The 12769-nt window shown below is 68.3% G+C and carries 15 protein-coding genes; 7 read left to right on the top strand and 8 right to left on the bottom strand.

The window, feature by feature from the left end:
• Positions 1–25: 25 nt before the first annotated feature.
• The 3 genes from ACQ4L4_RS13165 to ACQ4L4_RS13155 all read left to right on the top strand — a co-directional run bounded on the left by ACQ4L4_RS13165 (position 26) and on the right by ACQ4L4_RS13155 (position 2331).
• Complete coding sequence (locus ACQ4L4_RS13165; RefSeq protein WP_431104646.1) at positions 26–457, top strand: hypothetical protein; 432 nt, start codon at positions 26–28, stop codon at positions 455–457.
• Between the two features lie 695 nt (positions 458–1152).
• Positions 1153–1596 (top strand): hypothetical protein, encoded by a 444-nt coding sequence (locus tag ACQ4L4_RS13160; RefSeq protein ID WP_431104645.1) that lies wholly within the window; start codon positions 1153–1155, stop codon positions 1594–1596.
• Positions 1597–1653: 57 nt separating this feature from the next.
• Positions 1654–2331, top strand: a complete 678-nt coding sequence (locus ACQ4L4_RS13155; RefSeq protein WP_067275203.1) for a glutathione S-transferase family protein — start codon at positions 1654–1656, stop codon at positions 2329–2331.
• 6 nt (positions 2332–2337) lie between these two features.
• Here the strand turns inward: ACQ4L4_RS13155 and ACQ4L4_RS13150 are convergent, their stop codons facing one another.
• The 3 genes from ACQ4L4_RS13150 to ACQ4L4_RS13140 form a co-directional block, all read right to left on the bottom strand.
• On the bottom strand, positions 2338–2550 hold the full coding sequence (locus tag ACQ4L4_RS13150) for a type II toxin-antitoxin system HicB family antitoxin (RefSeq protein WP_431104644.1): 213 nt from the start codon (positions 2548–2550) through the stop codon (positions 2338–2340).
• 92 nt (positions 2551–2642) lie between these two features.
• Positions 2643–2855: a DUF4287 domain-containing protein gene (locus ACQ4L4_RS13145; RefSeq protein ID WP_431104643.1), complete on the bottom strand. Its 213-nt coding sequence runs from the start codon at positions 2853–2855 to the stop codon at positions 2643–2645.
• A gap of 94 nt (positions 2856–2949) precedes the next feature.
• On the bottom strand, positions 2950–4266 hold the full coding sequence (locus ACQ4L4_RS13140; protein ID WP_431104642.1) for an Nramp family divalent metal transporter: 1317 nt from the start codon (positions 4264–4266) through the stop codon (positions 2950–2952).
• 114 nt (positions 4267–4380) lie between these two features.
• On the opposite strand from ACQ4L4_RS13140, the gene ACQ4L4_RS13135 reads away from it, so the two are divergent.
• The 4 genes from ACQ4L4_RS13135 to ACQ4L4_RS13120 all read left to right on the top strand — a co-directional run bounded on the left by ACQ4L4_RS13135 (position 4381) and on the right by ACQ4L4_RS13120 (position 9078).
• Positions 4381–4758, top strand: a complete 378-nt coding sequence (locus ACQ4L4_RS13135; protein WP_431104641.1) for a hypothetical protein — start codon at positions 4381–4383, stop codon at positions 4756–4758.
• Positions 4759–4795: 37 nt separating this feature from the next.
• Positions 4796–5824 (top strand): hypothetical protein, encoded by a 1029-nt coding sequence (locus ACQ4L4_RS13130; RefSeq protein ID WP_431104640.1) that lies wholly within the window; start codon positions 4796–4798, stop codon positions 5822–5824.
• A gap of 9 nt (positions 5825–5833) precedes the next feature.
• Positions 5834–7024: a chitosanase gene (locus tag ACQ4L4_RS13125; protein WP_431104639.1), complete on the top strand. Its 1191-nt coding sequence runs from the start codon at positions 5834–5836 to the stop codon at positions 7022–7024.
• A 95-nt stretch (positions 7025–7119) separates the two neighbouring features.
• Positions 7120–9078 (top strand): DEAD/DEAH box helicase, encoded by a 1959-nt coding sequence (locus ACQ4L4_RS13120; RefSeq protein ID WP_431104638.1) that lies wholly within the window; start codon positions 7120–7122, stop codon positions 9076–9078.
• Between the two features lie 171 nt (positions 9079–9249).
• Here ACQ4L4_RS13120 and rpoZ read toward each other — a convergent pair whose 3' ends face one another.
• The 5 genes from rpoZ to ACQ4L4_RS13095 form a co-directional block, all read right to left on the bottom strand.
• Positions 9250–9453 (bottom strand): DNA-directed RNA polymerase subunit omega, encoded by a 204-nt coding sequence (gene rpoZ, locus ACQ4L4_RS13115; RefSeq protein WP_058936171.1) that lies wholly within the window; start codon positions 9451–9453, stop codon positions 9250–9252.
• A 21-nt stretch (positions 9454–9474) separates the two neighbouring features.
• A complete protein-coding gene (gmk, locus tag ACQ4L4_RS13110) occupies positions 9475–10110 on the bottom strand; it encodes a guanylate kinase (protein WP_431104637.1) in 636 nt (211 codons plus the stop codon).
• A gap of 76 nt (positions 10111–10186) precedes the next feature.
• Positions 10187–10804: a HEAT repeat domain-containing protein gene (locus ACQ4L4_RS13105; protein WP_431104636.1), complete on the bottom strand. Its 618-nt coding sequence runs from the start codon at positions 10802–10804 to the stop codon at positions 10187–10189.
• A 1-nt stretch (position 10805) separates the two neighbouring features.
• A complete protein-coding gene (locus ACQ4L4_RS13100) occupies positions 10806–12509 on the bottom strand; it encodes an eCIS core domain-containing protein (RefSeq protein ID WP_431104635.1) in 1704 nt (567 codons plus the stop codon).
• On the bottom strand, positions 12506–12763 hold the full coding sequence (locus tag ACQ4L4_RS13095) for a hypothetical protein (RefSeq protein ID WP_431104634.1): 258 nt from the start codon (positions 12761–12763) through the stop codon (positions 12506–12508). Before ACQ4L4_RS13095 ends, ACQ4L4_RS13100 begins: the two co-directional genes overlap by 4 nt.
• Between the last annotated feature and the right edge of the window lie 6 nt (positions 12764–12769).

Here is a 12769-nt window from a genome sequence, read left to right as displayed (position 1 = left end):
TGTAGGGCCATCCGAAAAGCAATGAATGATGGTTAATGAGAATGGGCGACTTTCTTTTGCCGAAAGAAAATGTGTGGAAATCTTCTTGCACTGCCATGAACGCGTAGACTTGGGAGCCGGTGGAGGCTTGGGACGCCTGATCGATGTTGTGGATCGCTTCGGCAATCATGTGGATAGATTTGACATGATGTGCGCCGCGATTGATAGTGACATTCGAAGCGCCGAAATTCTGGATTGGATTGAGAAAATCGAGTCTGGAGAGGAGACCTCTGTCGAAGGCGATGGTAATGGCTGGGTTGTATTCTTGAATCGGAAAAAGGTTTTGTTTGAGGGTCTTTATGGACAGGGGGAGGGCGGGGTTGTTTCATTCGCGCAATTCCAATTCGCAGTAAGGACATTCTTGTTGTTTCTCCAAGATTCGAGATCGGATCCGATTAAGGTGGCGTTTCTTGATTGAAAAATCGTGAATGAATGAAACGCGAAGATCTGCTGGCAGATTTCTTCGCGCAGTCGCAGAGACGCGGATTTCGGCCACGCGGTGATTTCCGGAAACGTTGCACTGGCGATCAATCCGGTCCGAGTGTTGTCTCGAAAGTCTGTACAGACAAAGAGAAGAAAAATAATGAAATCCAGTAGGCGCTGCGTCGGGCATCCCCGGGGCTGAGGGCCGCTATCGAAGGAGGGGTGATGAAAATATTAATAGATTGCTGGGATTCTCTGGGTGTTCTTGATTGTCAATATGGCGCTCACGTTCTCTCCGGCAATGAGTTTTCCATCTATGTGAACAACTGGCTGTTCGTCTCTGAGGACCTGAAGCCGCTCTTCTCTCGATCGAACGGAGTGGGGTGTGTTGGTCACTGCATTCTGAAGTTCTTGGATGTCTCCCTAGTTGAATTCGAGACATCAATATTTTCGCGCTCGGAAGACTGTGTGACTTGGACTCCCCCCATTTCTTCTAAGGTAATGTGCGCCGGAACCGGCGGGACTGAATATGCTTTCTCGGGGTCGCTGAAGGGATTCCAAAGCTCCGTTGAATTCCTTGTCAATGCGGCGTCGTTCGAGCTTCATGTGCTTCAGCAAGATGAGCCGGCCAAAGAGTAGTCAAGCAGCTGGTTTGCTGCGGCAGTAAAGGCGTATTGAAATGAGCATTGGATGGGCGCTGATTGCGCCGAGTTCAGTCTCTTTGACGATCGCCCGGATGCGGAGATCGTCATGGCGCTCGCCGACCTGCTTCAGGTGGCGACCGAATGGTTCCTGCCTCAGGTGAAGCAGGAGAGATTCGAAGAGATTCGCGACAACTGTGAAGGGATGGAGTTGGACGCGGTCTGGGCGCATCTGGAAGAGGAGGGCGGCTCCTACGAGGAGCGCAAACGGCTGTTCTTCCATGTCCTCAAGCGGCTTTTGGAGGAAGGGGACGTGAAGCTGGTCGTGTTGTTCACCGACACGCCACTGCCCGGCGACGTGGATCAACAAGTGATGTCCATCGTCAAGGCGCTTCCTGAAACTGAGGATGCACTGCAGCGTGGACTCTGGTTCCTTGGCACGGAGTGCCCCGGCGGCTCGGCTTGGACGCCGCGACGTGGTGATCGAGGGTGAGCGGCACTATTGCATCGGCGACAGACGCCGGCCTCTCGCGCCGCATAGACTCCCCCGATGCTCACCGTCCACCACCTCAACAACTCCCGCTCGCAGCGGGTCCTGTGGCTGCTTGAAGAACTCGGGCTCCCGTACGAGATCAAGCACTACCAGCGCGACCCGAAGACGATGCTCGCGCCGCCCGAGTTGCGCGCCGTCCACCCGCTCGGCAAGTCGCCGGTGATCAGCGACGACGGTCTGGTGATCGCCGAATCCGGCGCGATCCTGGAGTACCTCGTCGACCGCTACGGCGAGGGCCGCTTCAAGCCCGCCGTCGGCACGCCTGACGCGCTGCGCTACCGCTACTGGATGCACTACGCCGAGGGCTCGGCGATGCCGCCGCTGCTGCTCAAACTGGTCTTCGACCGCATCGAGCGCGCGCCCGTGCCGTTCTTCGTGAAGCCGATCGCCAAGGGCATCGCCGCGAAAGCCAAGGCGACCTTCGTGCAGCCGCAGATCGACAACCACATGAACTACCTGGAAGGCGAGCTCGGCAAGAGCCCGTGGTTCGCGGGGTCAGAGTTCAGCGCGGCGGACGTGCAGATGAGCTTCCCGCTCGAAGCCGCCGTGCAGCGCGGCGGCGCCGCGGCGCGCCAACCGCGTATCACCGAGTTCCTGCAGCGCATTCACGCGCGGCCCGCTTACCAGCGGGCGCTGGAACGAGGCGGTCCCTACGCGCTTGTGCCATCCAAGTGACCGGAGCTACGCGGCAGTTGCTGCGTACTCGGCGCACAGCGTGAAGCCGCCCTCGGCGTCGAACATTCCTTCTTCCCGGAGCATCTCCAGCACCTCGCGCATGTTCGCCAGCAACTCAGCGGTACTGGCGCCTTGCGTGTAGGCGCTGCGGATGGCGGGCACGCTGCCGACGAGCATCTCGCTGTGCTCGTCACCTTCGATCAAGACGGTCAGGTTCATGCAGAGCAGGATAGGACGGCGCAAAACCTTCGGCCGCGAGGGGTGACGCGCGGAACCGACACCTCGCAGTCGAGGTGTCAGCGCGCCCGCCTTCAACCCTGCTTCGCCAAGAACGCCGCCACCAACGCATTCGCATGCCCGTGGCCCATCTCGTGTTCCGTCTTCAGCAGCGCGACCAGCTCCATGTGCTTCGTCGGCCCCGCGGCCTTCAGCACGCCCATCCAGTGATCGATGGGTTGTCCGTACTTCTTCTCGATGGACGGGAAGTACGACGCGGGGCCTTTGACTTTCTCTTCGGTGCTCATGAATCGCTCCTGGTTGGCTGGTGATCGTCGGGTCAGTGCCTGACCTCATCCTCACGACGATCGATCCGCGCCGTTTTCGACACGGCCTTCCTCTTCAACTGACCAGCGACCACAGCAAGGCCGCATTCGCCCCGGTCACCAGCGCGAAGAGCCCCCAGCTCAGCACCCGCACCACCGGCCCGTTGGCGAATTCGCCCATCACCGCGCGGTCGCCCGTCAGGCGGATCAGCGGCCACATCGCGAAGGGCAGTTGCAGGCTCAGCACCACCTGGCTCGCGACCAGCAGCTGTCCGACCGCCGCCTCGCCGAACCACCACAGGCCGATGAACGCCGGCACCAGTGCCAGGAACCGCGTCGCCAGCCGGCGCTGCCAGCAGGGGATCTTCAGCCGCAGGAAGCCCTCCATCAAGACCTGACCCGCGATCGTGCCGGTGAACGTCGAGCTCTGGCCCGCCGCCAGCAGCGCCACGCCGAACAGCACCGACGCGATGGAGCCGCCCACCAGCGGATCCAGCAGGTGGTACGCGTCCTGGATCTCCGTCACCTCAGTGTGCCCGTGCGCGTGGAAGGCCGTCGCGGCCAGGATAAGGATCGCCGCGTTCACCATCAAGGCCAGCGTCAGCGACACCAGCGTGTCGATCGTCGACAGCTTGATCGCGTCGCGCTTGGCCGACGCCGTGCTCCCCACGCGCCGCGTCTGCACGATCGACGAGTGCAGGTAGAGGTTGTGCGGCATCACCGTCGCGCCCAGGATGCCGATGGCCAGCAGCAGCGCCTTCGGGTCCTGCACCGCGACGCCGTTGGGCACGAAGCCCCGCGCCACCGCCGCCCAGTCCGGCCCGATCAGGAGCAGCTGCACCGCGTAGCAGACGGCGATCGTCATCACCAGGCCGAGGATGATCGCTTCCACCTGCCGGAAGCCCCGGCCCTTCAGCCCGAGCACGATCACCGTGTCCAGCGCCGCGATGCCGACGCCCGCCAGCAGCGACATCCCGAACAGCAGGTGCAGCGCCAGCGCCGTGCCCAGCACCTCGGCCACGTCGCAGGCGACGATGGCGAGCTCGGCCATCACCCACAGCGGCAGGCGCACCGCGGGCCGGTAGCGCTCGCGGCAGGCCTGCGCCAGGTCAAGACCCGACACCAGCCCCAGCCGCAGCGACAAGGTCTGCAGCAGCATCGCCGCCAGGCTCGACGCCAGCACCACCCACAGCAGCGCATGGCCGAAGCGCGAGCCGGCCTCGATGTCCGTGGCCCAGTTGCCCGGGTCCATGTAGCCGACCGAGACCAGCAGCCCCGGCCCCGCGACGCGCAGCAACCGCTTCCACAACGCGGCGCTCTCGCGCAGATCGATCGAGCCGTGGACCTCGGAGGGGCAGAACGGGGCGGTGGCGGTGGTGGGTAGGCCGAGCATGGGGCGCATTCTCGGGCCGGAAACGACGCCGTTTCAGGTGTCAGGGCATCCTCCGAATTGCGGATGCCGCGCCGGGACGCGAAGGCCAGACTGACTGGTCATCAAGGAGTCGTCATGAGCGGAGCGGCAAGCAGTGTCTGCGCGCGATCGATGCGCCGATGGGGAGCCCCGTCGGGGCGCTGGGCGGTGGTCGGCATCGCCGCGTGTTGCTGCGGCTGCGCGCACGTCTATGTCGACGACCAGGGGCGCACGAACGTCATCGGCCTGGCGTGGGTGACGGTCACGCCACCGTCGGAATCGGCGGGGCAAGCCGTGCGGACACGGACCCTCGGCGTCGCCCTGACGCGGGCCGAGATCGAGTCCTCGCTCGCCGTCGGCTACCAGGATACGACGCTGGCCCACCTGCGCAACCACGTGCTCGTGCGGGCCGATGAACTGCGCAAGCCGGGCGAGGTCCCGCAAGGAGAGCGTCATGCTGCGTCGAAGAAGTAGTCGTCCCCACACGCGGGCGGTGCCCATCGTCTTGGCAGTGCTGCTCGCGGCCTGTGCGTCGCCGCGCGATTCGGCGATCTTCGTGACCAAGACGTCGATGTCGATCGCCGACATCGACACCACGCCCGCGTCGATCAGCATCGGTTATGACCGCGTGGAAGGCTATGCCGGCCCGCGCTTCGCGGACGGAACGGCCTATCCCGTCGCCAGCATGATCGAGACCAACGGCCAGATCGCCGATCGCAGCGTGCGACAGGTCTTCGTCGGTGGCCATGCGGCATTGATCGCCACCCGGGGCGCGGCAGGCCAGGCCGCGGCGCGCGACGCGTCGGTGGCTGCCTCGGCCCCGCTCGTCGCCGCGTCGGCGGTGCCGCCCGCCCGCGCAAGCTCCGATGCCGGCGCCGGCGCCGGCGCCGAAGACCGGCGTCGGACATTGATCTTCGCGACCGGGACCACGACGGGACTGAAGCTGGCCTTCACCGAGGGCAGCGTCGCGCCCACTTCGCTCACCATCGGTTATCGACGCAAGGAGGCCGCGATGGTGCCGGTCGACCAGGCGCATCAAAACACCTCGGTCCTCGGCAGCCTCAGCAACGCGGTCGGGGTGGCGCTGGCCGCGTCGGCTCCGGCGTCGAGCCCGACCTCCGCGGTGAAGGTCGACTTCGGCATCCAGCAGTTCTTCGCAACGGGTGAAGCGGCCGAGAACCTGGCGGCCAGGCCGAGCATCCAGGATCGGTTCAAGGACGCCGCCGAGGCCGCCGCCGGCAACGTCCAGAAATACCTCGAATCAGAGGCCGTCCAGCGGCGCCTGATCATGAAGATCGTCCTCTGCGTGGACCGGATCGACGATGCCAGGCTGGAGCGGGTCTGGACCAACGTGGAGGACCTGCCGCTCTTTCCGAAGTACGGGAATGTCGCGCAGCGCATCCGGCAGGCCGGTGGGCCCCGACAGCAGCGGCAACTCTATTACCAACACCTCGATCTGGTCGACGCCTGGGAGCCCAGGATGACCACGGCGTTGGAGTTCCACCAGGGCCTGGTCTGCCGACTGGTCCCCAACCCCTAGGAGCCGTCCGTGCCTGAGAACATCATCCCTTGTGGGCGCTGCGAGGCCGCTGCCGCCGACTTCCGAAAGGCCGGCTTCACGGTGCACGGATGCGATCCGCATCCCACCCTGGCCGGCATGTGCGTGATTCGATTCGACCCGCCGTCGAGTCAAGCGGCGACGCCATTGGTGCATGCGACCGGTCTTGCATTCGCCGCGCCGCCGACCGTGGCGAGAGCCGCCACGGCCGCCGCGGCCGCCGCACCGCCCGCCGTCTCCGGCGACATCCCGTTGACCGACACGCAGGCCCGCACCGCCAAGTCCATCGTCAACCTGTTCGAGACGGGCCATGTGCTCGGCGATTACGGCCAGGTGACCGTGTTGACGGACGATCCCGGCCGTCTGACCTACGGTCGGTCGCAGACGACGCTCATGTCCGGCAAGCTCGCGGAGCTGCTCCAGCAGTACGCAGGCAATCCCGGCGCGCGCTTCGGCGCCGCCATCAACGCCTGGCTGCCCGCCATCGCCGCGCAGGGCGAGGACCTCGACACCAACAGCCGCCTCCACAACCTGCTGCGCGCCTGCGCCGACGATCCGGTGATGCGCGAGACCCAGGATCGCTTCTTCGACATCGGGTTCTGGCAACCGGCCGTCCGCGCCGCGGCGAAGATCGGCGTGCGATCGGCGCTGGGCATCGCCGTCGTCTATGACAGCCTGGTGCACGGGTCCTGGGACAAGATCCGCAAGGACACGGACCGCGAGGTCGGCACGCTCGACCAGCTCGGCGAGCAGGCGTGGATCAGCGGCTACGTGACCACGCGCCGCAGATGGCTGGCGACGCACAGCATCACGATCCTGCGCAGCACCGTCTATCGCATGGACGCGTTCCGCCGTCTCATCGACCAGAACCAGTGGGGCCTGGCCTTGCCCCTCGTGGTGCGCGGCGCCGAGATCTCGATGACCGCGCTCAGCGGCACACCGCCCGGCTGCTACGACGGCCCGGCACCGGGCACGCGGGCGCTGTCGGTGCAGGAGCCATTGCAGCGCGGCCTCGACGCGCGCCTGCTTCAGCTGGCGCTCTCCAACCTCGGCGCCGACATCAAGGCCGACGGCGTCTTTGGCGGCGCCTCGGCGCGCTGCGTCAAGGAGACTCAGATCGCCCGCGGCCTGCCGGCCACCGGCGTGGCCGACGTCGCGCTCATCGGCGCGCTGGTGGGCTGACGACGTCGCAGGAGGGCGGGCTTCCGAGCGAGTCGGCCGAGGCGGGACCGCTATAGTCCCGCCTCCTTCGCATTCCCCGCCCTTCGTCGCGACCCATGCCCCTGGCCGACATCCGCGCGGCGATCGACGCCGAGCTGGCCGCGACGCCCGAGTTCTACGATTTCCGCGTGCTCCGCAGCACGGCCGACGGCGCGCTCTGGCGCGTGACGCTCGAGCCCGACTACGTCTACGCCGAAGGCCAGCGGCCGGGGCAGGCGTCCGCGCACACGCTGCTCGACGAGCGACTCGAAGGCGCCTCCGCCTGGTGGGGCGCGCCGACCAAGGGCGCAGCGAGCGTGCGCGCCGTCGTCGTCGAGGACGATCAACTCGTGCTGCAGAACGCGAGCGCGCCGCCGCCGGGCGAAGGCCATCTGCTGCGCATCTATCCGCCGAGATTCCTCAATGCCGTCGCCGACGCATGGCGCGACGACACCTGGGCGCGCCGCGCCGCCGACTGCTGGCCGGGGCTCTCGACGCCGCAGGTGCGCGCCGACGCGCCTTCGCTCGACGGCTCACCGTTCCGATGGCTGCGGCCGGCGCAGCGCGACGCGCTGAAGCTCGTCGGCTTCCACGACGCCTTCCTGTGGGGACCGCCCGGCACCGGCAAGACGACGACGCTCGGCGTGCTGCTCGCCGAATACCTCGACCGCCGTCCCGCGGCACGCGTGCTGCTGCTCTCGACGACCAACCATGCCGTCGACCTCGCGACGCTCGCCGTCGACAAGGCGCTGCAGAAGGGCCGTCGCGAGCCTCTGCGTCCGACAGTCCAGCGCCTCGGCTCGCGCTTCGATGCCGATGCCTACGAGGGACGTGGCCATCTGATCCCGTCGTCGGGCACACCGTCGCCACAGGTGCTGGAGCGATGCCGACTCGCCACGATGACGACGACACGCGCCGCCTTCACGCTGAAGACGCTGCGCGAGCTCTCGCCCGATGGCGAGCCGCCGTTCGACCTCGTCGTCTTCGACGAAGCCAGCCAGGTGAGCCTCGCTCACGCGCTGGCGCTGATGCCGCTGGGCCGCGCGCGGCTCTTCGCGGGCGATCCGCAGCAGCTCTCGCCGGTGCTGCGCGGCGAGGACCGCCTCGCGCGACAGTGGCTGGGACGCTCGCCGTTCGCGGCGATGCCGCGCGGCGGACAGAGCGGGCAGAGCGGACAGAGCGGGGAAAGTGGGCAAGTCGGGCAAGTCGAGCAGAGCGGCCAGGGCAGGGGACCGGTGGCGATGCTCGACGAGCAGTCCCGCATGGCCGCGCCGATCGGGGCGCTCGTCAGCGACCTCTTCTACGACGGCGCGCTGCGCGTCGCCGCAGATGCGCTGGCATCGGAGGCGTGGCACCAGGCGCGCGCCCGCGCGCTCGGCGACATCCCGGCGGACGTCCACGTGAAGGTGCATCGCATCACGCGCGAGGGCTTCTGGTCCGCGAAGGACCGCGGCCCGATCCGGCGCGAGTCCGCCGATGCCATCGCGGGCCTGATCGCGCAGGCGCTCGCCAGCGGCGACTGGGCGCCGCACGAGCTCATCGTGCTGACGCCGTTCCGCGCGCAGCGGGCGCTGATCCGGCAGCGGCTGGACGCGCTCGGCGTCGACGACGGCGTGAAGGTCAGCACCGTCCACCGCGCGCAGGGCAGCGAGGCCCCGGTCGTGTTCTTCGACCCGGCCGACGGCACGCAGCCCTTCCTGAAGACGGAGGAGGCGCGCCGGCTGCTCAACGTCGCGCTGAGCCGCGCGCAGGCGAAGGTGGTGATCTGCCTCTCGTCGGCGGACCTGACCAACGAGGTGCTCGCGCCCATCGTGCATCGGATGCGGCTGGCCGGCGATGCGCGCGAGGCCGTGCCGCTGCTAACGCTGGCGAAGGCGCCGGACTTCCCGTTCAACACGCGCGGTCTGCGCGTGGCGGCGGGCCGGCTCGTCGGCGAGGTCGACCGCATCGCGCCCGACGGGGCGCGGTTCTGGATCATCAACGAGCGCAGCGGCAACGAGGTCGTGATCGATGCCGAGTTCTGGCGCAGGAAGTAGGCGCAGGAAGTAGGCGCTGGAACGAGCCATCGCCGCTGGTCGCGAATCCTCGGCCGTCCCGACGGACGCCGGGAATGAACGCCGCAAATGCAAACGCCCCGCGGAGCGGGGCGTCGGCTCAGCGCTGCTGGAGCGCTGATGAGGACCTCGTGGTCCTGATCCAGTCTGCGATCAGACCGGCACGCGGCGCAGCATTTCCACGCCGACGTCGCCGTTGGCGACTTCGCGCAGCGCGGTCACGCCGGGCTTGTTCTTCGACTCCAGCTTGGGCGCGTGGCCTTGGCTCAGCATGCGGGCGCGGTAGGTCGCGGCAAGCACCAGCTGGAAGCGGTTCGGGATCTTGGTCAGGCAGTCTTCGACAGTGATGCGGGCCATGCTGGTTCCTGAAAGTCGGGGTTATTCGGTAACGTCGTCGATGAGGTCGAGCGCGCGGAAGACGGTCGACCGGTTACGGCGTTGGGTCGCGTATTTTAGCCGCTGCGCCTGGACAATCGACTTCAGGTCGAAAATCGCCGTCTCGAACACGGCATTGATGACCACGAAATCGAAGTGTTTCGCCTGCGCGACCTCTTCGCGCGCGGTCTTCATCCGCTTGGCGATCACCTCGTCGGCCGTGTCGCCGCGGCGGATCAGGCGCTGCTTCAGCTCCTCCCAGCTCGGCGGCAGGATGAAGATCAGCACCGCGTGCGGGAACAGCTGCTTGATCTGCAGCGCGCCCTGGTAATCGATCTCCAGCACGACGTCGTCGCCATGCGCGAGCCGCGCCTCGATCGCCGCGCGCGAGGTGCCGTACAGGTTGTCGTGGACATGCGCCCATTCGAAGAACTCGCCGCGGTCGATCATCCCGCGGAACTCGTCCACCGTGACGAACAGGTATTCGCGGCCGTGCTGCTCCTGTCCTCGAGGATCGCGCGAGGTGTGGGAGACGGAGACGCTCAGCTTGGCGTCCAGCTCCAGCAGCGCCTTCACGAGGCTGGATTTGCCCGCGCCGCTCGGCGCGGCGACGACGAAGAGATTGCCCGGATATTCCATGCCCCGATTTTAGGGGGCTTCCGCAGCGTTCCACGCGCGCTCGCGGTCTTCCTCGGCTTGCGCAGCCTCAGCGGCTTCAGCGGGCGCCGGCCACCAGCCAGGCCTGCCAGCGACGCGCCACCTCAGGCTCGACGCCGTCGGCGCGCTGGGGATCCAGATCGCCCAGCCGGTCGGTCAAGACCTGCCACGCGGGCTTGCCGCGCGACTGCTGCAGCACGTCGCGCACGACCAGTGCCGCCCTCGTCCGGGTCGGCGCGTCGGCGGCGCCCAGCAGCGGCGTCACCAGGGGCAGAGCGGCTTCCCCGCGTTGGATCAGCATGAACACGGCGACCGTGTAGGGACCGTGCAGCTCGTCCGGCAGGTCGTTGATCGTGTGAGCCAGCGCCTGCGCCGCGCGCGGATCGTTCAGGCGGGCCAGGCCTTGCGCGCCGCGCCCCCGCACCAGCGGGTCGGCATCGGCGAGCAGTCCCGCCAGCGCCTCGGCCGATCCGGGATCGGCGATCTCGGCCAGCGCCTGGGCGATCTGCGCACGCGTCGTTGCGCAGGCCTGCGGCAAGGCGGCCACGAGCGCGGCCGTGGCCGCCGTCCCTTGACCCACCAGCCCAGCGAGCGCCAGTGCCCGTGCGTTCGGATCAGCCGCGTCCAGCTGGGTCACCAGGTCGTGCGGCGGGGTGCGGTGCGAGGGCTGGGTCATGTCAGGGTCCCGCAGGGGCCGGCACGGGCACCGGGGCGGCGCCCGGCGGTGCGGTGTCGGTGAAGGTGAGCAGCACCCGCCGGTTCATCTGCCGGTTGGCGTCGCGCGACTGGTCGGCGCCGACGGCCGGATTGCCGCCCTGGTCGCCGGTGCCGGCATCGGCGGTCGCCGCCGTGGAGGCGCCGTGGGTGATGACGATGCCGTCGATGCGCGCCGCATCGATGCCGCGCGCGAGCAGGCCGGCCTCGACCGACGCCGCGCGTCGCCCGGACAGGTCCACGTTGTACTGGCTGGCCCCGCCGACCTGGTCGGCGAAACCCTCCAGCGACACATGCACCGTGGGATTGCGGGTCATGTACGCGAGGAACGCGTCGATCTTGCCGGCCTCGGCGGGCGTGAGCACGTCGCTGTCGAAGTCGAAGTAGAAGGTCACCGGCTCGTGCACGTAGAAATCACGGTGGCGCTCGAGCGCTTCGTCGAAGGTCGCGGACGTCCCCCCGACGGCGACCGCCCGTTCGTTCTGGACGACGCCGGCGCGGACCTGGAAGCCCCAGTTCAGCGAGCCGTAGACGACGCCGGTGTCCTCGCTGCGGGCCACGGTCTCGAAGGAGAAGTCCCGGTTGTTGGGACCGGTCGTGCCCGGCGCATCGAACATCTGGGCCGAGCGGATGTCGGCCGGATCGCTCGAACGCTTGAAGCCGGTCTGCTGCGCGCCGCCGCCCGGTCCGAAGGGATAGTTCGGCGACAGCGCGCTGCCCGGGGCCGCGGCCGCGCCGCCGCCGAAGGGCTGGTGGAGCGCGTCGATGAAGAAGCCGCCCTCGACGCCGCGTGTCGTGTCCTCCTGCGTGCGCAGTCCGGGATCGCCGAGCGCGCCGCGCGGCGCCTGCAGCGCGCCCATCGTGGCGATGGCGACGTCGGCGCCGGCATCGGTGTCGCTGACGACCTGGACCAGGGAGATGACGTTGGAGTTCGGCGCGTCCACGTCCGGGATGAAGCGGATGGTGCCGCTCATGCCGCTGGGCGTGGGCGGGGTGTTGGTGACGCCTTGCTGGGTCGCCATGCCGATCTCGAAGCCGCCCAGCGGCACGGGCATGCTCTGCATCAGGTCGCGCTGGATCAGCGGCGGACCGCCGCGCGCGCTGATGCCTCCGGTGACGCCCGCGCCGGTCGCGCCGCCGCCCTGCTGCACGGTGTGCGTCAGCTCGTGCGCCATCAGGTCGCGGTCCTGCGGGCCGTGGCCGGCACCGAAGTAGATGTCGCCGCCCAGCGTGAAGGCGCGCGAGCCGAGGTCGCGGTTCAGCGAGGCGGCCTGGCTGCCGCTGTGCAGGCGCACGTGGCCGAGGTCCATGCCGAAGTGGGGTTCCATTGCGGCGCGCGTGGCCGTGTCCAGCGGCCGGCCGTCCGAGGGGAGGGCGGACAGGGCGGGCGCGGAGGTGCCGCGAGGGGCCGCGGCGGGAGCAGGAGCAAGAGAAGCAGCGGAAGAAGCCGCGGGAGCAGCGGACTGGCGCACGCGATCGGCCATGCGATCGGCCTCGCGCTCGAAGCTGTCGCGTGGCCGGCCCAGGGCGACGGTGCCGCCCGGCACGGGGCGGACGGCCGCCTGCTGCAGGAAGCGCGGCGTGCCGGCCTTCGGGGATCGGCGGCCGCCGGCCGGTTCGCCGCCGCGGCGCGCGGCGGCGCCGGCGGCATGGGTCTTGTAGGTCATGGCTCCTCCTGTTGCGAGCTCGCGCGCCGGCGCCGCCACCACGACACGAGCGCCACCGCGACCAGCGCGAGGTAGGCCCAGCCGAGCCACGGCACCAGCCCTTGCGAGATCCACGCCGGCACCGGCCGGTCGCGCCCGGTCCACCAGCCGGCGAGCGCGATCGCCACGATCACGGCGATCGCGAACACCCAGCGCGCCACCGGCGTCAGCAGGCGGAACAGGTCGACGCGGCGGCGGGGCGGGTGTTCAGGCATGAAGGT

This window comes from Roseateles noduli (assembly GCF_050626985.1).
GTDB lineage: Bacteria > Pseudomonadota > Gammaproteobacteria > Burkholderiales > Burkholderiaceae_C > Roseateles > Roseateles noduli_A.
The sequence above is the reverse complement of the archived record's forward strand: the minus strand, read 5'-3'. Positions and strand labels throughout refer to the sequence as shown.

Bases quoted from the DNA above. Each gene is read 5' to 3' on its own strand.
- ACQ4L4_RS13165 (WP_431104646.1), top strand. From the start codon at position 26: ATGATGGTTAATGAGAATGGGCGACTTTCTTTTGCCGAAAGAAAATGT.
- ACQ4L4_RS13160 (WP_431104645.1), top strand. From the start codon at position 1,153: ATGGGCGCTGATTGCGCCGAGTTCAGTCTCTTTGACGATCGCCCGGAT.
- ACQ4L4_RS13155 (WP_067275203.1), top strand. From the start codon at position 1,654: ATGCTCACCGTCCACCACCTCAACAACTCCCGCTCGCAGCGGGTCCTG.
- ACQ4L4_RS13150 (WP_431104644.1), bottom strand. From the start codon at position 2,550: ATGAACCTGACCGTCTTGATCGAAGGTGACGAGCACAGCGAGATGCTC.
- ACQ4L4_RS13145 (WP_431104643.1), bottom strand. From the start codon at position 2,855: ATGAGCACCGAAGAGAAAGTCAAAGGCCCCGCGTCGTACTTCCCGTCC.
- ACQ4L4_RS13140 (WP_431104642.1), bottom strand. From the start codon at position 4,266: ATGCTCGGCCTACCCACCACCGCCACCGCCCCGTTCTGCCCCTCCGAG.
- ACQ4L4_RS13135 (WP_431104641.1), top strand. From the start codon at position 4,381: ATGAGCGGAGCGGCAAGCAGTGTCTGCGCGCGATCGATGCGCCGATGG.
- ACQ4L4_RS13120 (WP_431104638.1), top strand. From the start codon at position 7,120: ATGCCCCTGGCCGACATCCGCGCGGCGATCGACGCCGAGCTGGCCGCG.
- rpoZ (WP_058936171.1), bottom strand. From the start codon at position 9,453: ATGGCCCGCATCACTGTCGAAGACTGCCTGACCAAGATCCCGAACCGC.
- gmk (WP_431104637.1), bottom strand. From the start codon at position 10,110: ATGGAATATCCGGGCAATCTCTTCGTCGTCGCCGCGCCGAGCGGCGCG.
- ACQ4L4_RS13105 (WP_431104636.1), bottom strand. From the start codon at position 10,804: ATGACCCAGCCCTCGCACCGCACCCCGCCGCACGACCTGGTGACCCAG.
- ACQ4L4_RS13100 (WP_431104635.1), bottom strand. From the start codon at position 12,509: ATGACCTACAAGACCCATGCCGCCGGCGCCGCCGCGCGCCGCGGCGGC.
- ACQ4L4_RS13095 (WP_431104634.1), bottom strand. From the start codon at position 12,763: ATGCCTGAACACCCGCCCCGCCGCCGCGTCGACCTGTTCCGCCTGCTG.